Below are 19445 nucleotides of genomic sequence, written 5' to 3'. Positions count from 1 at the left end.
ACGCCTTCTATCAACCCCGCGCCGAAAACTCGCTGCAGATACGATCGGGATTCCCTCCTCCGCGCTGGGGTATCGCGGGAATCCTAGGCACTACCTGTCGTGGACGCGTAGCGCGCAACCTTCGCACGATTACCGCAGTCCTTCATCGAGCACCATTGTCGACGCATTCCATTGGACCGGTCTTCGAAAACAATTCCGCAGCGCTCATGCGCGCATACTTTCACACACTGCGAGGCTGCGCTGCTAAAAAGGCGAATCGCGTCGCTAGCGACAAAACTGAGGATCGTTTCGGGGTTCGCGCTAGGTAAAAGCAGGCCGTCGCCTCCTACTTGGTAAGTCAAGGGGGCACCTTTGGCATAGTCGTTTAAGACTGCCAGCGCAGCCTGGTGCGGATTTGCTCCATCGGCAGCAGTATCGAATTCATTCTCTACCAAGGAGAGAATCGCCTGTCGCAGGTCAGTCCCATTGTCGATAAGAAGATCGGAGGGCCCCATATCGGGGACCAAGCCAGGCAGTTCTGTAGCCCAAGCAGCTTGGGCACGTGCCCGCTCGAACCACACCCTTATTCCTTTGTCGGCGAGAAGATCCCGCGTGGGAGTGCTTGGATCCTTACGCCTACGGAGCGTATTGACGAAATCGAGGGAGGGGCGCCCACCATAAAAGAGAAAATCCAATCCAGCCATGCCCCTAGAGTACATCCAAAAGGCGTTGCACTAACCCCCTGAGGGGGTTAGTATTCTTTTTATGAGAACAAGGAAACTTCCCCTCTGGATCTACACCGTTCCGATCGTGACAGCTTTCGCCCTGCCGAATATGGGCACCCCACTCATGGAGCTTTGGCGAAATGACATTGGTTTTTCTTCAGGCACCTTGGTACTGATTTTTGCGACCTACTTGGGCGGGTTAGCGCCTGCATTCTTATTCTCCCCCGCCTTGGGCCAGCTTTTCGGCCAGAAGAAAACCCAGATAGCCGCCATAGCCTCTGGCATTCTTGCTTGCATTTTCTATGCCCTTGGAGGCTCCGTGGAGGTGTTGTTGATAGCCCGCGTGCTTAGTGGCTTCTGCGCGGGAGTCCTCATGGTTCTAGGAACAACACAGTTGAAGGACCTCGCAAAGGAGGGCGAAGAAACTCAAGCCACCCTTCTTGGAACCCTGGGTATTGCCATCGGGCTCGCAACCGGCCCGCTCTTTGCGGGCGTAGTTGCGGAAAGGTTCCCCCACCCACTTCGTACGGTCTACGTCCTTGCTGCGACATTCCTGCTGCTCTCCCTAGCAATTGTCTTTACCTTGCCGGAGACCGAAAACGCTAAACCACAGTCATGGAATCCCATCGGATCTTTAGATAAAAACACGACTCGCGCTGTTCTAACCGGTCTTGGGGTTTTCGGCCCTGGCATGACAGCCGCTTCCATCGTGCTCGCGCTGGCTCCCACGATTTTGCTGGGCATGTCGGACCTCACTGGCCCCCTCGTAGCCGGCCTTTTCGCGGGGGGAATGTACCTTGCGAGTCCGATAACCCAATCTTTTCTCGGCTCACAACCTCCACTCCGGGTCCTTCGTGGCGCTATTGCCGTACTCATCACATCAATGGTCACCTTCGTCGCAGCACTGTGGATAGAAAACCTGTGGATACTAGCTCTCGCAGCAGTTTTAATTGGTGCCGGTCAAGGAATGGGAAGTTTGGGAGCACTTGGCCTAGTCCATCAGCGCGCCACCCCTGAGCATGTCGCCTCAGCAACAGCCTCGCTAAGTCTTGGGGTCTATCTATCCGCGGCTTTTGTACCGCTCCTTGGCGGGGTCATTCTCGATCATTCCGATTTGCAGATTGCGGGCGCCGCCATGGGTCTAGGTGTGGTTGCGATGTGCCTTGCCGGGATGTTCATGGTTCGGGAGAGATTCCTAACCCCCGATAGCTTTAATCTGCACCGCAAAAACTCCGTGCTGCCCCGGTTCTAACCAGACCAAGCCGCGCCCGGAGCGCAACGCATCCGCAGGGCACGTCATGGGTTCCACGGCGACCGCCCTCCCCACCTCAGGATATCCTTCCCCGTTAGTAGGATCCGCCACATACACTTGGTACCAGCCAAACTCTCCGCTGCTTTCCATCTGCACACCCTCTCCGTGCTCAGTCAACAGCTTTACGGTGCTACCTTGTTGCCCCTCTCCCTCGTTGGTTTCACCATCTGCCCGCACCCCGAAGCAGTGATCCATCTGCACTCCTGCTAGTGGCATACCACTGCCTAGATCCCAGGCCTCGGGGATCGGCACGTCCACTCCGCACGGCACCATTTTCTGCGGATCCAAAGGCACACACGTGCGCACCGACTGTATCTGCAGATGGCACTCATCCAGTGGTGCACCCAGTGCGCTGAGGTACGGGTGCCATCCCAGCCCAAATGGTTGCCGCTGTGCCCCTAAATTCCGGGCGCTCCATTCCACTCGCAGCCCCGAATCCGCCCGCAGTGTCCATGTTGCACTTACTTCAAGCTGCCATGGCCATCCTTGCTTTATCCCCACTTGGGTACGCAGGCGAACGCACTGTTCCACTTCGTGGGCCTCTTTTTTATCCGACGCCCCCTCGCGCCCCATTACCTCCCATTCCACGGTGTTACACACTCCGTGGATCGCGTTGTTGCGTATGGGTTCGTTGATCGGAAGGGAGTACACCTGCCCATCAACTGCGAACACACCGTCTGAGATACGGTTCGGCCACGGTGCGAGGACTTGGCCAGCACTCAACGGAGCAGGTGCGCCTTCGGGGTAAGTCTGCACCAAAGGCCGGCTGCGGTGCCACAGGCCCCGCAGTCCCCCGCCTTTGAGGTCGATGCTTGCGTGGTATTTACCTGCGGAGAGTTCCACGGTAGAGCTCATTTCAATCCCCTCGACTGTTACTGCTGCTCGTCCAACCCTTTAAAGCCCGTTCCCAGCGGAACACCCACATTGTCGATCAAGCGCGTGGTGCCCACCCGGGCGGCCACTAACAGGCGCGCAGGGCCTTCGACAGGTGCGGCACCCAAATCCAACCCCTTCAACTCCAGGTAATCGATCTCAATGTCCGGCTTGGCGTCGAAAATGGAACGAGCGGTAGCCAAGACCTCGTCAGCTCCGCGGTCGGCGACGAAGGAACCGGCGGTCAAGGCGGCGGATAGGGTGAGGGCGAGTTCGCGTTCGGTTTCCGAAAGGTAGATGTTGCGCGAGGACAGTGCCAGGCCGTCGGCTTCGCGAACGATCGGCACGCCATGAACTTGAACCTGCATGTTGAGATCCGTGACCATCTGTTGGATAAGGATGAGCTGCTGGTAGTCCTTCTCTCCGAAGAACGCATGATCGCAGTTCGTGATAGTGAATAGCTTATTGACTACCGTGAGCACGCCAGCAAAATGCGTGGGGCGGTGCTCGCCTTCGAGGATACGGCCAGCTTCACCTGGGTGAATGGTTGTCCGTGGCCCATTCGGATACATCTCGCGCGGGCTGGGTGCGAAGACGGCATCCACGCCCGCGGCCTTCAGTTTCTCCACGTCGGCATCCAACGTGCGCGGGTAGGAATCTAGGTCCTCCCCTTCGGCGAATTGCAGCGGATTAACGAAGATAGAGACGATGACAGTCACACCCGGAATGGTTTGAGCCGCCTTCACCAATGACAGGTGCCCCTCGTGCAACGCACCCATCGTGGGGACCAAGGCCACTGGGCGGCCGGCTTTACGCATCGCACGGGTCAACTGGGAGATCTGGCTCACCTCGGTAAAGACGCGGGCCTGGCCGGGGGTGAACGGCTGAGTGGAAGTGGAATCGCTGTCTTGGCTAGTCATGGTCTTCTAGAGTAGTCCACGACGACCCGCACCTAACCCCGCCGTATCCGGTAATCGCTGAGTACGCGCTCGATCTCCACCGCACCCGTCATCTGCGCTGTCCGCTCGCTCATCGCGATGTACGGATCCAACCCCACGCCCAACTCATCCAATGCCGCCACATGGCGTAGCACCGCGGGCGCATCCTCACGGGCCACTGGACCGGTGAGCCCCTCCAGCCTGCGATCCAGCGCGTTATCCACCGCCGCATGCACCAACTTTCGCAGCAACAATGCAGAATCTGGGTTCTGCAACGGCGGCAGGCTCGACCCCGCACCCCGTTCACCGGCCCCTGCTCGCCCCGAATCAAGAACGTAATCGAGCATCCGCAGGGCGTCGGAAATCAAAGCCACTGAGTGGTTAGCCGCGTGAGCCATCGCAGCATGATAAGCCGAACGATGGTGTTCTGGGATGACCACCGGCACACCGCCCAGCGTATGAACCAACAGCTCCGCGACGGCATAACCTTGCTCTGAATCGGCCGTCACTCCCCACCCACAACCATGCAGCCGATCGGTATCCTCCGCCGCGCCCGTAAACGTCATCGCCGGATGCAGCGCGAGTGGCAGCGCGCCGGTATCCGTCACCGGCTGCAGCACCTCACACCCCAGCGCGCCACTGGTATGCATCACCATCTGCCCAGCTTGGGTGTACTGGGCGACCTCGGCAATCACATCCGGCAGCTGCGGATCCGGCACCGCCAACACCACGAGGGCGGCATGGGCTGCCTGCTCTACCTGCACAATGGGGACGTTGGGCATTCTCTTAGACGCCCTAGTGCGCGACGAATCCGATCGGGCCACGGCACCGTGCACGTGATGACCGGAGCGGAGGAAGGCCTCCCCCACGGCCGTGCCCACTGCCCCAGCCGAGATGATCCCCACGGTGAGTTGGGGTTGTTCCATGGTGCTGCGTTTGTCCTCGTTACGGCTCTTTATTGTTTAACGCTGCTTGTTCTTGGCGCGCTGCAGTAGTTCCGCAACCGTCAAGCCGCCCTCATCTGCGCGACGCCGGCCCGGGCGGTAGCCTGCATCCTCTGCGCCGGCTGGAGGATTCGCGCCGGGGGAGTCCTGCTGGGGAGCAGCATTGTTGTTGGCGACCTTGGAGGCGCTGGAAACGTTCGACGCGTTGGCAGAGCCAGCCCTGAAGCTTGGCATCTGTGCGCTATTAGAAGGGCCAGCATGCGCAGGGCGGTGGTTCGGATCGTGACTGCCCACGCGATCAGAAGCGTGCGCGGCGTGCCCAACGGAGCCGGTGCGGTCCTCTTCAGCCTTCGGATTCATCGTTGAAGTATCAACCACCAGCGGGATTTGTGCAGTTGCTTCCGTATCCTGCCCTGTCCACTTCACCGCAGCGAAGGAACCGGTTGAGAATCCGCCCGAATTACGCCGTTGGCGCTGTGCCTGCGGGGGCTCCTGCTGCGCCGCATTCTGCCCTGCCTGCTGAAAACGACCTTGCTGCGACTGAGCCGACTGGGGTCGGGCTGTCTGGGGTTCGGCTGGTCGGGGATTGGCTGGGCGAGCCTGGCGCGAGCCACGGTTTTCCAACTCCACTATGCGCTCCGCACGCGCGCGAACCGCACGCGGGCCATTGTCGGCCAAGTCACCGGCGCCCATTCCCTCCAGTTGGTTACGCAGATTCTCCACCTCTGCACGCAGCAGTTCAATCTGCTCGTCCCGAGTGGCCTTTGCGCGTTGCGCAAAATCACTTTCCGCCCGCGCCAATTCCTCGCGTGCCCGGGACTTTTCCCGCTCCAGCTCCGCACGGTGCTCGCCCTCGCGCAGCGAACGTTGCTCGCGCTCATTCTTCAACGCGCTGGAGTAACGAACCACCAGGAAAACCCCGATGAAGGCCGCCCACAGCGCCGCCAGGATGGCAATCTTCATCCATCCCTCGGAGTCGGTCATGACCGTCACCACACTCGCAATCAACGCGAGCACCACCAGTCCGATCATCAAAACCTTCGACAGGCCACCTTCAGAAGATGAAGAAGGCGCCGACTGGTCTTTCTCCAAACCGTAGCCGTTATCGGACCCCGGAGAACGGTGCCTATGAGGGCGTTCGTTGGACTGTGGCTGGAAACTCATGAGGCCAACTCTACCCAACGAAAGGCGCTAAGACACGTAGACTAGGCCGCGCCTTCCGCACTGGTGCACGCGCCGTCTGCTGGTGGAGCCTCACACGCTCGCTCCAAATGAACACCGGCCACGGCCCCTGCCAACGCACCGACGAATCCTACCACTACCCCGGGCATATCCGCCTGCGCAGCGGAAAGATTCCCCGCCTGCGGAATGATGTACGCCCCCATCCCCACGTATAACCCTGCCAGCAGCGCACCAATCCACGCCAAAGCCTTGCCATATAGCATCCAACTAGCCACCGTGGTGGGCTGCATCTGGGAACGGTCAAACCCCACCCCGCCGTCGTCGATGCGTTTTTTCACTGCCCCGGCGGCCACCCAAGCCACACCCGCCATGACAAACAACAGCACCGCGCTGGTCAGCTTGATCGGGGGAAAGCTGCCATAGAAACTCAGAGTAGTCACACCAGCAATCAAGGCTGCGATCACACCGACCCACACCAAGCTGCTGACTTTAATCCTCTGAATCTCGTTCACGCTTTCCCACTCTACTCGCCGGGTGTGCGGGGTTATTTCTCTCTCCGTGTACCCGCCACGCCGCAGCGTTCGAACCCCAGTTCCTGCAGAGTGCGACTCACTGGTCTACTTTCTTTACCGACGCCACCCTCGTCCCCCACACTGATTCATCCACTGGAACCACTCCTGTTTTTTCTTGGGGATCCACCAAATCCAACCACTGGGCCACCGTCTTGATGCCATTCTGTGCGGGTACGACACACCACGGTTTTCCTGCACTTGGCAAATCCAGCCATGGAATCAAGACAAAGGCACGCTGGTGCGCATAGGGATGCGGCAAAATCAGTTCATCCCCCCACTGCCCTGCGGACATGAGGGGCTCGTGGGCGTCGGTAAATAAAGCCAAAAGATCCACGTCAAGGGTGCGCGGCCCCCAGCGAACCTCGCGACGACGATCGGCAGCACGCTCAATGGACTGGCAATGATGCAGCAACTCGAGGGGTGACAGGCGGGTGCGCACGCTGACCGTGGCGTTACGGAATTCCTCCTGGCTCACGCCACCCCAAGGGGGTGTGGCAAACAAACGCGAAGCTTCCGCCAACTGCACGTCCGGATGTGCGCACAACAACTCTATTGCGCGGGCAAGCTGGTGCGCGGGACTTGGGGTGTCACCGGAGACATTGCTGCCGAGGGACAGCACCGCGAAGCTGCTGTGCCGGCTGCGGGGCCACCCACGCTGTTCGCTACTGGCTTCACGCGCGACGGGGACTGCCGAGGCGCCACCCGCTAGGTGTTCGCTCGTGCCGCCGTGGTTGCTACCTGCCTCACCCACACCGGAAAACACAGGTCCGCTACCCACGGGACTTTGCGTTGCGGCGGGCCACTACGCGTACATCGGAAAACGGGTACTCAATCGGCGCTTGTGGCTTATGCACCGTAACCTCAACTGCATGCACACCGGCGATGTCATTGATGCGGTCGGCGATGCGCGAAGCGAGCGTCTCGATCAGATCGTGACCAGCGCCTTTAGAGCCCGCAGACTGAACCTCCTCTACCGCGATATCGGCCAGGTCCACGTAGGAAATCGTATCGGCCAACTCATCGGAATGAGCTGCAGCGCCGAAATCCGTCCACACGACAATGTCGATGAGGAACTTCTGGCCCTGTGTTTTTTCATGATCGAAAACTCCGTGATAGCCGTAGGCCTCCAGCCCGATCAGTTCAATGCGATCAGCCACGCTTGGCCCTCCATTCCTCGGCCACCTGCGGGCCGTCACCAGTGCGCGCCGCGTGGATCACATCCACCGCAGCCTTCGATGGAGCTACATTATGCACTCGCACCGCCCACGCGCCAGCCATGGCCGACAAGCTCGTCACCGCAGCGGTTGCATCGTCCGCCGATTCCGGGGTGCCAGGGTTCCCGTCAGCACCGGGGCGCAATGCAGTGAGGAAGCGCTTGCGGCTAGCCCCCACGAGGACCGGAAACCCCAGATCAACAATGCGATCCAATCCGCGCAACAACTGCCAGTTATCGCGCGGGCTTTTTGCAAACCCAATTCCGGGGTCCAGATAGATCTTCTTTTTATCGACGCCACGCTTCTCCGCTTCTTCCACCCGCGATAGCAGCCACGTGGAAACCTCGGTGACGATATCCGTGCCGTGATCGCGGTAGCCTTCTGCCCCGACGCGAGCAGATGCACTACCCCAGTCTTTATCCCAATGCATGAGGATCACAGGGCAGCCAAAATCCGCACATACCGACAGCATATCGGGGTCTGCGAGGCCACCCGACACATCGTTGATATACGTAGCGCCAGCTTCGAGTGCCATGCGAGCAGTCGAAGCGCGCATAGTATCGATGCTGGTAGCGAAAGGACGGCTGGGGGATTCCTGGGCGAGCTCCGCGAGCTCGCGGACAACTGGAACCACCCGAGCCGCCTCCGTTTCAGGAGACACTCGGGTGGCGCCGGGGCGGGTGGATTCACCACCAATATCGATGATCTCCGCCCCGGCCAAGAGCATCGCGCGAGCATTACGCACCGCTGTGCCGGTATCCGGGTTGGACCCACCGTCAGAAAACGAATCCTCCGTGACGTTGAGAATGCCCATGACCTTCGTCGGGGAAAGCCCGCGCGCGACGGAGAATGGGGATGGGGTCAGCCGGGCGTCGGACATAAAAAACCTTTCGTGCAATCGAAAGAGTAAGCGAAAAACCTGTACTACCTGCCGCGTTGGATCAACGCCATGGCCTCAGCACGCGAGCTAGCATTGGTGCGGAACCCGCCGCGGACTGCGGAAGTAACCGTGTTAGCGCCAGGTTTGCGGATACCGCGCATGGCCATGCACAAGTGCTCGGCCTCGATGACAACGATGACGGCGGTGGCCTCCAGACGTTCCATGAGCGCGTCAGCAACCTGCGAAGTGAGGCGTTCCTGGACTTGCGGACGCTTACCCAGGCCGTCTATCAAGCGCGCTAGCTTGGATAGGCCCGTGACCTTGCCGGACTGGCCAGGAATGTAGCCGATATGAGCATGGCCGAAGAACGGAACCAGGTGGTGCTCGCACGTGGAATAAAACGGGATATCGCGAACCAAGACCAGCTCGCGGTGATCCTCACTGAAAGTCTTATTGAGTACCTCAGTTGGATCGGTATACAACCCTGCGAAAATCTCCTCGTAGGCGCGTGCCACACGCGCAGGAGTATCTTTGAGCCCCTCTCGGTCCGGATTCTCACCCACGGCGAATAGCAGTTCACGAACCGCGGCTTCCGCACGCTCACGGTCAAAGGTGGGAAGCGAATTGCCCGTATCGTCAGTGTCAATCGGCTGCGGACTATCGCTCACCATCGATCCCCTTTCCATATGGGTTTTGCTGTGGTTCGTGCGGGGCGTCCGGGCGGTGGTGACGGCCGCCATCGGAATCCTCCTCCCCCGGAAGGTCCAGTGGGTACTGGCCTAGTCCGGGGTGCGCCGGGCGATTGGGCTCAGCAGGGGAGGACTCAGCTTCTGCATTGTGGTTAGGGTTTTCACGGTTACCTTCATTTTCGTGGTCACCGTGGCTGTCCTGGTTACGGCGGTTAAGAATACTTTTATCCTGTGCATCACCAGTCCCCTGCACACGGGGAATGACGTTCGTGGCCTGTGCATCGTGATTATCAAATGACGTCTGAGGCTTCACGGACTTTTCTTCTGGCCACGGGTTGTCCGGCTGCTCATGGTCAGGCAAACGGAATCCACGCATCTGCTCCGCTGGGATGCTTACTCCTCCGGTGTTGTTCTGCTGCCCCTGAGGTCCCTGCGGTCCTTGCGGCCCTTGTGGCCCCTGTGGGAATTGAGGTCCTTGAGGGAACTGACCGTACTGGCCATTGTTGATACCTGGCTGGTCCTGTTGTGGCTGCCACCGCTGACCCGGTTGCCCCTGTTGTGGCGGCCATTGCTGATCAGGTTGTCCCTGCTGCGGCTGCCATTGCTGACCCGGTTGGCCCTGCTGCAACCCCTCTGGAGCAACTGGCACGGCATTGCCACCCTGTTCCTGCTGACGTAACTGCTCTTCCTGTGCCTTGCGACGGCGCTCCATCCGGGCTCGGCGCGCTGCAGAGAAGAAGTCGTTACGCTTCGGGGGTTCTTCGCCACGCTCTTTCGCTAGCTCAGCGGGAGTCTTCACTGGGGCACGGAAGTCCTTTGGACGATCCACATCTTGACCGGGGAATACATCAGCAACCTCGCGGGGTTCAATGCCCTCGAAGATGGCCTCCAGATCCGGACGGCGAAGAGTTTCCTTTTCCAGCAGCTTCGCAGCCAGCTTATCTAGGTACTCACGGTGTTCACGCAGAACCTCGTAGGCGATTTGCTGCGCCTTGTCCATCAGCATGCGCACTTCGTTATCGATCTGCGCAGCTACGTCCTCAGAAGGCAGGCTGCTACCCTGCCCGCCACCGCGATTACTGAACGGATCGCCGTCATTCTGGCCGTACTTCACGGCCCCCACTCGTGGGGACATGCCGTATTCCGTCACCATGGCGCGGGCAGTGTTGGAAGCCATCTCAATATCGGCGGACGCGCCCGTGGTTGGATTACCAAACACCAGCTCCTCCGCGGCACGGCCACCCATCGCGAATACCAAACGAGCGAACAACTCCGAACGGTTGTACATGCCCTTATCGTCTTCGCTGGCGGTCATGGCATGACCACCAGTCCTACCGCGGGCGAGGATCGTCACCTTGTACACGCGGTCAATATCTTTCATCGCCCATGCAGCTAGGGTGTGACCACCCTCGTGGTAAGCGGTGACCTTCTTTTCGTGCTCACTAATGATCGTGGAGCTACGACGAGGGCCACCCACCACACGGTCCGTGGCTTCTTCCAGCGCATCCGGAGTGATGACGTTGCCATCCACCCGAGCAGTCAACAGCGCTGCTTCGTTAAGCACATTCTCCAAATCCGCACCGGACATTCCAGCTGTGCGCTTCGCCAGGGAACGCAAGTCCACATCTGGAGCCAACGGCTTGCCCTTGGCGTGCACACGCAAGATCTGCTCACGGCCGTTCAGATCCGGGTTAGTAACCGGAATCTGGCGATCGAAGCGCCCTGGGCGCAGCAATGCGGGATCCAAGATATCAGGGCGGTTGGTCGCGGCCATGAGGATCACACCCTCGCGATCGCTGAAGCCGTCCATCTCCACCAGCAGCTGGTTGAGCGTCTGCTCACGCTCATCGTGGCCACCGCCCATGCCCGAGCCACGCTGACGACCGACGGCGTCGATCTCATCCACAAAGATGATGCACGGCGAGTTCTCCTTCGCCTGCTGGAACAAATCGCGCACACGGGAGGCACCCACACCCACGAACATTTCCACGAAATCCGAACCAGAAATGGTGTAGAACGGCACCCCGGCCTCACCAGCTACGGCGCGGGCCAACAAAGTCTTACCCGTACCCGGAGGACCGTACAACAACACACCGCGCGGGATCTTCGCGCCGAGTTTTTCGTAACGAGTGGGATCAGACAAGAAATCACGGATCTCGTCCAACTCTTCCACGGCCTCATCGGCGCCGGCAACATCGTCGAAAGTGGTATCTGGGTTGTCCTTATTAAGCTGCTTCGCCTTCGACTTGCCAAAGCCCAGCGCGCCCATTGGGCCACCACTGCCCTGCATGCGGGAGAATAGGAACATCAGCAGGCCGAATACCAGCAATAACGGCAGAACCATCATTGCCAAAGACCCCAGGAAGCTATCTTGGGTGACCTTGGTATCGAACTTCTCCGGTTGGGATTCCTCAACGGACTTGTAGATCTCGGGCGCGGTACGGGCTGGGTAGCTAGCGATCAGCTTCTCAACGCCGTCTTTACCTTCGACGTTGATCGGCTTTTTCAGCTTCAGCTGAACTTCCTGCTCCCGATCGTTAATCTGCGCCTCGGCAACGTTTTTGTCCTTCAGCTGCTGGACAGCGATAGATGTTTCTACCTTGCTGAATCCACGCGTGGAATCGGTGAGCACACCGAACAGGTAGATCACAATGAGGACTGTCGCCACTAAGCCGGCAATCCGCAAAACCTTTTTCTTTTCCATATTTCCTGTCAGGGGTTCTTTCGATAATCAGCCCGAATACCTGGGCTAGTCGTGTGTCGTGCGCGGCGAGGGGCGTCGTAAAAAAGTTTGCTACCCCCAGCCGGGGCCTGCGCACAGGGACCTAAATTGCTACGAGTTCGTTTGGTACACGCTGGGGCGCAACGTGCCAACAAAAGGGATGTCCCGGTAACGCTCGGCGAAATCCAGTCCGTACCCAACCACGAATTCGTTCGGGATGTCGAAACCAACGTCTTCGAGTTCAATGTTAACTTTCACGGCCTCCGGCTTACGCAGCAACGTCACCACCCCCAGGGACTTCGGGCGGCGGTTGGCCAGGTTCTTCAGCAGCCAAGATAAGGTCAAGCCCGAATCGATAATGTCCTCGACGATCAGCACATTACGGCCTTCGATATCGCGGTCTAAGTCCTTGAGGATGCGCACCACTCCCGACGAGCTAGTGGAGTTCCCGTAGGAGGATACCGCCATGAACTCCTGCTGGCTGGGGATATCGAGTGCGCGTGCGAAATCGGTGATGAAGTACACCGCGCCCTTGAGCACGCAGATCAGCACGAGGTCTTCTTCCACGTCTCGGTAGCGTTCGGAGCATGCCTTCGCCATTTCTGCAATGCGGTTGTGAAGGGTTTCTTCGTCGATGAGAACACTTTCCAAGTCATCGCCATAGGCATTTGCTGGAACGTTAGAATTCTTCTCGTTGTGCATGTCAGTGCGCATCCCTAAGTTCATTGTGGTTTCATTGCGTTTTTAATTGTCGAAAGCCGGGGAGGCTGTGGCCCTCACGTGCTTCGCCCACCTGTTGCGGTGCTGGGCCGCTACGGTCGTGGCTCTGCTGCGGTGCTGGGTCTGCTGGGGTGTTGGGCCAAAACCCTGACCCAAGCGATGGGTCCACGTTCTTCGTCTAACACGTCCAACAACCCCGCCTACTGTTTCATTCTCGTCGTCGCGGAATGGCACAGTAGCGCAGCTCACCGTCGGTCCGTTGAACAGCCAACCGGTGGGTTCGGCGCATGTCGCCTATTCTATGCGAGTGTCCCGTCTCCCCCGCATTCTCGGGCAGATCCGCTGACACTTCTACGTGCCACTGTAGGGAATTGTCAGCCGTCCACGGAATCGCGGTCGGTTGTTGCCCCTTCCAATGCACAACGAGGTTGTCGATCGCACCGAGATGCGCACTCGTTAGCGGTCCCGCCACGTCCGCCAGCCATAGTTTGTAGATCCGACTGCGTAGGGCCACCGGCAGGCTGGCCAGCTTTTCGCAGTTCAGCCGGGTTTCCTGGGGTTCTTTTTCATTCGACGCCCTGCTGACAACCGTCCCCATTTCCCTGCGGGCAATCGCCCTCAGTGCATCGGAATCGGCCCGAAATTGGCGCGCGCTACGCGCTAAAGCATCCGGGGCGTGTTCCCCCACAATGCTTTCTATCTGCGGCATCAGCTGGTGGCGAACACGGGACCGCAAGTACTTTTCGTAGCGGTTGTGCGGATCTTCCCACCACGTTAAACCTGCTTCCTGGCACGCGTGTTCCGTGGCTTTGCGGTCGCACGTTAGAAGAGGTCGCCCAAGCCACCCCGCCCCAGCGGTGACTACGGGGTGATCCTCGGTGACGGCACGCATTCCCGCCACGGAGTCCAACCCCGATCCCCGGGCGAGGGAAACTAGGACCCCTTCGGCGTCATCACTGGCGGTGTGGGCCACCAGAACGGGTGCTCCCGCAGCCGCACTTCCCAGCGCCCGATACCGCGCTGCGCGGGCTTCGGCTTCATCATCGGCGGCGCACTGCACCGCAATTGTGCGCGCGGATGTGGCCCCAACGTTTCGGGCTTGCTGGCAGGCCCGTTCCGATACAAGATCGGAGCCGTCCTGTAATCCATGATCAACGCTGACGGCATGTACTTCCAACCCCGCGTTAACAGCCGTGACCAGCAGCGCCAGTGAATCGGCGCCCCCAGATAGTCCCACGATTACCGGCCCATCTAGGTAGTGAGCGAGGTGGGGGAAGTCCGTGAGCACAATGTTCATCCACTGACGGAAAGCCGCCCGTACGCTCGGGATGTTAGGCATTACGGCAAACCCCGTTACTCCGCGTTGCGCAGCGCGGCCGCTAGCTTGTCCAGAGCAGGGCGGGCAATGCCAACGTCCGAGCCGTTGGAGAGGAATGCAAACGTCACAGGGCGCCCGTCCTTGGTGGTGACGGTCCCGGCCAGCGCACTCACGCCAGAGAGCGTGCCGGTTTTAGCACGCACCCACCCGGCTGCTGTTTCGGCACCGGATCCATCGCCATAGCGATCCTGCAAAGTGCCCTCCGCGCTGGAGACCGGCAGCATGTCCAGCAACGGCCGCGTTTTCTCGTTCGCCAACACTTCGTCCAGTGTTTTTGCGGTCAAACGATTCTTATCGCTCATTCCACTATTGTCGTGTAACACGCAATTCTTCAGATCGATCCCCGCTTCATGCAATACCTCCATAGTGGCTTCCGTCGCACCTTTAAATGTGTGGGGCTTATTCCGCGCCTGCGCGATCTGTCGGCCAATAGATTCTGCCAACAAGTTATCGCTGTGTACCATCATGTCCCGCAAACGAATATCCAGTGGGGCCGATGTCACTTCGGCGATAGGCTGCCCTGGGTTCGGTACTGCATCGTCTGTCAACGAAATCTTCGCGCCCTTGGCACCAAGCTGCTTTGCTAGTTCCGCGGCCACATCGGAGCCGGGAGTACGACTGCGGGCCGAGTAGGGTTCAGTGGCATCAATCCTGCCGGCATCCAACATAACGGCATCCAGATTGGCCACGTTCCCCATCACGATGTCCGCCTTATCCCACGTGGAGTTGAAAACATCCCCGGCACGGGCACTATTGTCCACGGTGATGCTAGCGACCGTGGTGGAACCGAGCTTGTCTTGAACCTGCTTGGCCAAGTCGCTGATCTTTCCCGGCTGTGTGTAGAGGGATTCCCCCTTGCCGCTGCTCAACGTCACGTCACCATCACTCACGATGGTGAGATTGCCCTTGCCATCGTGCAAAACCTTCGTTGATTGTCGTTGATCGCCTTGCAACGCCAATACTGCTGCGGCAGCTGTGAGAACTTTGGTAGATGATGCTGGAACCAGGGGGCGCTGCGGATCCGCGCTCCACAACATCTTCCCGGTTTGCACGTCAGTCACCGCCGCCGAAAGCCGTCCCAACGCCGGATCTTTCGCCGCTTTGGCCACGGCAGCCCGCACATCCGGAACGCTGCCGGAATCCCCGGTTGCCGGTTTCACAGCCGACTGCGCCTCACGCAGTGGTTCGGCAGCTTCCACGTGGTATCGATTGTGGTTAGCCCACCACAGCGCACCGACGGCGACCAGTGCGACCACCACAAAGAATGCGATGACACTGGCGATCCAACGACCAAGGGATTTCCGTTTCTTCACGAACCACACCCTAGCAAGCCGGCGCGACATCGCTGCGCTTTCATCAACAGTTCCACGTGATCCGCAGTCGTCAGTTCCGCGAGATCCACCACGCCCACAGATTCCCGGCTTCACCGCGTGCAAACACTCATGACCTCCGACGTACCTATAGACTGTGTGCCATGAGCAAGAAGATCGAAGTAACCATCGAGATCCCCAAGGGTTCCCGCAATAAGTACGAAATCGACCACGAGACGGGCAAGGTGCACCTGGACCGCTACCTGTTCACCCCCATGGCCTACCCAGCGGACTACGGCTTCATCGACCACACCCTCGGTGAGGACGGCGACCCATTGGACGCACTGGTTATCCTCCCAGAGCCACTGTTCCCTGGCGTGGTTGTCAATGCCCGCCCAGTTGGTGTTTTCAAGATGACCGATGAGGCCGGTGGCGATGACAAGCTACTGTGCGTGCTGGACGACGTGCGTTTCGATAACTACAAGGACATCGACGATGTAGACCAGTTCACTCGCAACGAAATCGAGCACTTCTTCGTCCACTACAAGGACTTGGAGCCGGGTAAGGAAGTTAACGGCTCCGGTTGGGGTGATAAGGCCGAGGCAGAGCGCATTCTGGATGAGGCTATTGAGCGCTACAAGGGCTAAGTTCTACTCGCCAGCTTGTCGGTAGCCCCGTCGCAAGTCCTCCACGATTTTGGGATGATCCAGCGTGGAGGGCTCCAAATCTTTTAGGGCGTTGTCTTTAGGGAACACCCCTGCCGCATGCAGGACATCTTCGTCCATAAACCGCAGATCAGGCAGCTGCGCAGGCAATTGCAGCTTCCTTCCCGGCTGGGTACACAGGTTGAACCCCCAATCACCGAACGTCGGCACGTGCACGTGATACGGCACAACGTTTCCACACCCCGCCGTCTGCAACGTGCTGCGCACGCGGTTAAACACATCCGGGGTAGTAAAAGCACTGCCCGATTGCACCACCAACTGCCCTTTCCGTGGATCCACTAATTCCAACAACATTCCATAAAACTCTTGCGAATACAGCCGGGCCATCGCATCCGAATCGGGATCAGATAAATCTACGATGACGGTATCGAAAACCGCTTTTCCACCACCTACAAGCGCCTCTGCTGCGGCTTTGCCCCTGCCTTCGCGCACCCACGAAAATGCATCATCGGTAACCACGTGAACCCGGGCATCCTGGAACGCTCCCCGGTTGTCCTCACGCAGCACCGTGTTTGCCACCCGCACCATGGCTGGATCCAATTCGACGTTAGTGATGGATTCGATCTGTGGCATTCGCAGCAATTCTCGGGCCGCCAACCCATCACCACCGCCAATAATCAGCGCATTTTTGCTGTCATCGGTTACCGCGGGATACACCAGCGATTCGGTGTAGCGGTATTCGTCGCGCGTGGCGTACTGCAATCCCCCGTTAAGGAATAACCGCCGATCCCCCTTCCACTCTGTCACCACAATGTCCTGATACTGCGTTTGTTCCGCGTAGACCACTGGATCTTGGTACAGCTGTTGCCTGGCAGTGGTGACGATCCCGTCGCTTCCCATCAGCAGCACAATCAAAATGGCACCGCTGGTCAGCAGGCTTGTGATCACCGTCGTCACCTGCCAAGCAGGCATGAATTTCCGCAGTACTACCAGGGTGATAACCAAGGCCGCCACGATGTTCAGCAAGCCGGATGCCGCGGTACCGCGCATCAACCCCAGCCACGGGAGCAAAACGAAAGGCCATGCCAGCCCACCCAACAGCGCGCCCACATAATCCGCAACATTCAGTGTGGCCAGCGCCGAACCGCTAGACCGAGCATCAACCAGCCGACCCCGCTGGTACATGGACATTAATAACGGAAGCTCGGTGCCCACCAGCGAACCGATAAACAGTGTGGCAAGCACCGTCACTAATAGCGAAGCTCCTAGTTTCGCGAACACCACATACAGCACCGTGGCACTGATCCCGCCCAGCAAACCCAGCGCAGCTTCCACCATGAGGAAGGAAAACTCGGGCAAGCGCAGTAGGGGTTTAGCCAGCAACGCTCCTAAGCCAAGCGCCGCCACGAAGCCCGCCACAATCAAACTGGTTTCTACAATCGAGCCGCCATTCAAACTCGTCGACAGGGAAATCAGCGCTAGCTCGTACACCAGTCCCGAGGCCGCGCAGATCGCAACGGAAACAAGCAGTAAGAACCGTTGCCAGCCACTCATCGCGGTGGGCTGCGCGCCGCTTGTTGCACGCTTGGCGGCGCTCCCTTCGGGTGGTTGGTTTTTAACCGACGCCCCGCCCCGCTCCACTACGTCAGGCATACGGCATTAATAGCACCCACGACCACGAGGGCCACCCCGGTTACCACGGCCGAGCTGCGCAGTTTCGGATCGTTGATGAGATCGCGGAATCTCCCTGGCACTAAAACTTCCATGAGCACAAGGAACAGGCTTTGCAAGAACAATCCAACCAGGGAGTACACCGTTACGTGGATCAACCCACTGGCGAGGTCGGGCTCTGTGGTGGCGATGGCAGTCGCCACCACCAAACCGATCGCGATCACTTGGGATCCCACCATCACACCCGCATTGGGCAGGTGTTCAACGAAGGTTTGTCGTCGCAGATCGCCGGGCGTCAGAATGTCTTGAACAAGAAAAGCAACCCCCAAGATGGCGATGGCCAAAACGAAGTATGCAACGGTGGCCAATACGGGTGAAACCATCGAGGAATCGGAGGCGGCTGTGTAAAACACCTCTGAGTATTGAGCGATCATGAGTGTCCTTGGGTTGTAACGATGTAAATAACGGTGATCACTTCACGCCACCGCCTGAGCCCGACGACCCGCCAGATGATCCAGAAGGTGACGAGGGGTTGAATCCAGGGCCGAGGTAAATGAATCCGCCCGACCGATAGCGACTGTCCGATTCCACCGTGATGAGGCACCCAGTAGGGCCTTGCTGGGAGACTCTCACGATCTTATTGCTGTAACGCAAGTAGTGCTCACCCGTCGCAGAATCGGTCGCTCGCGCCTTGGGGTTAGTTGCCGCGGCAATCTGATCTGCCGTTTTCTTGGCATCCCCGGTGCATCGGTAAGTATTAGAGCCTGCGGATTGATAGTTATCGCGGATGTAGTTCTGCGGGTTTTTCGCTGCACCCAAGAACAACACGAAAGCGATCACAGCACCGATGATCGCGAGAATACCGACTACTCGCCAAGCTTTGTAGCTCATGATCGCTTTTGGTCCTTTCGTCAACTGCGGGTGTTCTTCGGAAACGTTGCCGCTTCCCTATAGCTTAACGACGCTGCAGACTTTCTTTCTGCGCAATCCCTCCGGGTGAATGTTGACCGGCTAATCACTGCTACGCGTTCGTGGGGATAGAGGTGCCAGGTTTTCCACTGCACCTGCCCAGGATCGTGCCACGTCGTGGCCAGTGCGGTGATATGCCCCGGCTCTTCACCCGGGAACTCCCCGACCAGCCATCGGTCCCACTTTTCCTCTGCGAGATGCGGCGCGTGACCATCTCTCACATGTGTGGCTGGCTCTTCTCCAACTCTCCGCGGATCCGCCCCGCCCTTCTTCTGCAAAAACCGCACGAGCTGCCGAAACTCTGACTCCGCCAATTCCATAGGTGCCACCGTAAAGCGGTAAGAATGCAGGCCTACTTCCTTTTCTTTATCGACGCCTCGCTCCAACCGCCGCCCGCTTTCCGCAGCATGGCAACTCAGTTCCTCTCGAAGCTGTACGGAATTATCCGCGCCATAGATAGTGGCAACATGTGATCCGCCGATGATGGCCAAGTGCAAGCGCCGGCCATTGCCGTAGCGCGATCCCGGTAGAGTGCGTCTCGGTTCAACCGTGATTTCAGCTAGAACGGATGGTGGCATGGGAGCGCCGAACCGAACCCCAAGGTCCGAAGACTTTAGATCGAGTGGAGTGGTGGTTAAGAGCATGAAAGATCGATACGTGCGCTGTCTTGTTGAAAGGTGGCATAAAAGCTGTCGGCGAGCT

Annotated in this window: 20 protein-coding genes; 2 read left to right on the top strand and 18 right to left on the bottom strand. The window is 59.0% G+C overall.

All coding sequences use genetic code 11. The annotated features are described in order from the left end of the window. Positions 1 to 83: 83 nt before the first annotated feature. Positions 84 to 683 carry a CGNR zinc finger domain-containing protein gene (locus HMPREF3098_RS09060; protein WP_168156014.1) on the bottom strand — a complete coding sequence of 200 codons (600 nt, stop codon included), beginning with the start codon at positions 681 to 683 and terminating at the stop codon, positions 84 to 86. A gap of 61 nt (positions 684 to 744) precedes the next feature. Between HMPREF3098_RS09060 and HMPREF3098_RS09055 the strand changes: the two genes are divergently transcribed. Beyond that, positions 745 to 1956 carry an MFS transporter gene (locus tag HMPREF3098_RS09055; protein WP_083284404.1) on the top strand — a complete coding sequence of 404 codons (1212 nt, stop codon included), beginning with the start codon at positions 745 to 747 and terminating at the stop codon, positions 1954 to 1956. Here HMPREF3098_RS09055 and HMPREF3098_RS09050 read toward each other — a convergent pair. The 13 genes from HMPREF3098_RS09050 to dacB all read right to left on the bottom strand — a co-directional run bounded on the left by HMPREF3098_RS09050 (position 1900) and on the right by dacB (position 15441). After that, the gene (locus HMPREF3098_RS09050; protein ID WP_070434863.1) at positions 1900 to 2871 is read right to left on the bottom strand and encodes an aldose epimerase family protein; all 972 of its coding nucleotides are present in this window, start codon (positions 2869 to 2871) and stop codon (positions 1900 to 1902) included. The two genes, HMPREF3098_RS09055 and HMPREF3098_RS09050, sit on opposite strands and share 57 nt — an antisense overlap. Positions 2872 to 2888: 17 nt before the next feature. Beyond that, positions 2889 to 3809 (bottom strand): pantoate--beta-alanine ligase, encoded by a 921-nt coding sequence (panC, locus tag HMPREF3098_RS09045; RefSeq protein WP_070434862.1) that lies wholly within the window; start codon positions 3807 to 3809, stop codon positions 2889 to 2891. Positions 3810 to 3841: 32 nt separating this feature from the next. After that, entirely contained in the window at positions 3842 to 4786 is a 945-nt protein-coding gene (locus tag HMPREF3098_RS09040; RefSeq protein WP_371440986.1) for a DUF2520 domain-containing protein, read from the bottom strand. A gap of 3 nt (positions 4787 to 4789) precedes the next feature. Beyond that, entirely contained in the window at positions 4790 to 5935 is a 1146-nt protein-coding gene (locus HMPREF3098_RS09035) for a DUF6779 domain-containing protein (protein WP_070434860.1), read from the bottom strand. A gap of 41 nt (positions 5936 to 5976) precedes the next feature. Next, positions 5977 to 6465: a DUF3180 domain-containing protein gene (locus HMPREF3098_RS09030; RefSeq protein ID WP_070434859.1), complete on the bottom strand. Its 489-nt coding sequence runs from the start codon at positions 6463 to 6465 to the stop codon at positions 5977 to 5979. A gap of 97 nt (positions 6466 to 6562) precedes the next feature. After that, a complete protein-coding gene (folK, locus tag HMPREF3098_RS09025; RefSeq protein WP_246815914.1) occupies positions 6563 to 7303 on the bottom strand; it encodes a 2-amino-4-hydroxy-6-hydroxymethyldihydropteridine diphosphokinase in 741 nt (246 codons plus the stop codon). Further along, the gene (gene folB, locus HMPREF3098_RS09020) at positions 7296 to 7682 is read right to left on the bottom strand and encodes a dihydroneopterin aldolase (RefSeq protein WP_070434858.1); all 387 of its coding nucleotides are present in this window, start codon (positions 7680 to 7682) and stop codon (positions 7296 to 7298) included. The genes folK and folB overlap by 8 nt, the downstream gene beginning before the upstream one ends. Next, positions 7675 to 8619 carry a dihydropteroate synthase gene (gene folP / locus HMPREF3098_RS09015; protein ID WP_070434857.1) on the bottom strand — a complete coding sequence of 315 codons (945 nt, stop codon included), beginning with the start codon at positions 8617 to 8619 and terminating at the stop codon, positions 7675 to 7677. The genes folB and folP overlap by 8 nt, the downstream gene beginning before the upstream one ends. A 44-nt stretch (positions 8620 to 8663) precedes the next feature. After that, on the bottom strand, positions 8664 to 9290 hold the full coding sequence (gene folE, locus HMPREF3098_RS09010) for a GTP cyclohydrolase I FolE (protein ID WP_070434856.1): 627 nt from the start codon (positions 9288 to 9290) through the stop codon (positions 8664 to 8666). Next, the gene (gene ftsH / locus HMPREF3098_RS09005; protein ID WP_070434855.1) at positions 9277 to 12012 is read right to left on the bottom strand and encodes an ATP-dependent zinc metalloprotease FtsH; all 2736 of its coding nucleotides are present in this window, start codon (positions 12010 to 12012) and stop codon (positions 9277 to 9279) included. Before ftsH ends, folE begins: the two co-directional genes overlap by 14 nt. A gap of 129 nt (positions 12013 to 12141) precedes the next feature. Beyond that, positions 12142 to 12732, bottom strand: coding sequence for a hypoxanthine phosphoribosyltransferase (gene hpt / locus HMPREF3098_RS09000; protein ID WP_035114697.1), 591 nt, complete (start codon positions 12730 to 12732; stop codon positions 12142 to 12144). A gap of 226 nt (positions 12733 to 12958) precedes the next feature. Beyond that, positions 12959 to 14089, bottom strand: a complete 1131-nt coding sequence (gene tilS, locus HMPREF3098_RS08995; RefSeq protein WP_070434854.1) for a tRNA lysidine(34) synthetase TilS — start codon at positions 14087 to 14089, stop codon at positions 12959 to 12961. 14 nt (positions 14090 to 14103) lie between these two features. Further along, the gene (gene dacB, locus HMPREF3098_RS08990; protein WP_210385969.1) at positions 14104 to 15441 is read right to left on the bottom strand and encodes a D-alanyl-D-alanine carboxypeptidase/D-alanyl-D-alanine endopeptidase; all 1338 of its coding nucleotides are present in this window, start codon (positions 15439 to 15441) and stop codon (positions 14104 to 14106) included. Positions 15442 to 15602: 161 nt separating this feature from the next. On the opposite strand from dacB, the gene HMPREF3098_RS08985 reads away from it, so the two are divergent. Further along, positions 15603 to 16085 carry an inorganic diphosphatase gene (locus HMPREF3098_RS08985; RefSeq protein ID WP_070434852.1) on the top strand — a complete coding sequence of 161 codons (483 nt, stop codon included), beginning with the start codon at positions 15603 to 15605 and terminating at the stop codon, positions 16083 to 16085. Between the two features lie 3 nt (positions 16086 to 16088). Here the strand turns inward: HMPREF3098_RS08985 and HMPREF3098_RS08980 are convergent, their stop codons facing one another. The 4 genes from HMPREF3098_RS08980 to HMPREF3098_RS11105 are packed head-to-tail and all read right to left on the bottom strand — an operon-like array spanning position 16089 to position 19387. Continuing rightward, a complete protein-coding gene (locus HMPREF3098_RS08980) occupies positions 16089 to 17756 on the bottom strand; it encodes a polyamine aminopropyltransferase (protein WP_083284402.1) in 1668 nt (555 codons plus the stop codon). After that, positions 17744 to 18208, bottom strand: a complete 465-nt coding sequence (locus tag HMPREF3098_RS08975; RefSeq protein WP_141739734.1) for a DUF350 domain-containing protein — start codon at positions 18206 to 18208, stop codon at positions 17744 to 17746. Before HMPREF3098_RS08975 ends, HMPREF3098_RS08980 begins: the two co-directional genes overlap by 13 nt. 37 nt (positions 18209 to 18245) lie before the next feature. Continuing rightward, on the bottom strand, positions 18246 to 18665 hold the full coding sequence (locus HMPREF3098_RS08970) for a DUF4247 domain-containing protein (RefSeq protein ID WP_070434851.1): 420 nt from the start codon (positions 18663 to 18665) through the stop codon (positions 18246 to 18248). Between the two features lie 20 nt (positions 18666 to 18685). Further along, positions 18686 to 19387: a DUF2617 family protein gene (locus HMPREF3098_RS11105; protein WP_083284401.1), complete on the bottom strand. Its 702-nt coding sequence runs from the start codon at positions 19385 to 19387 to the stop codon at positions 18686 to 18688. Positions 19388 to 19445: the final 58 nt, after the last annotated feature.

This window comes from Corynebacterium sp. HMSC28B08 (assembly GCF_001806865.1).
Lineage (GTDB): Bacteria > Actinomycetota > Actinomycetes > Mycobacteriales > Mycobacteriaceae > Corynebacterium > Corynebacterium auriscanis.
The sequence above is the reverse complement of the archived record's forward strand: the minus strand, read 5'-3'. Positions and strand labels throughout refer to the sequence as shown.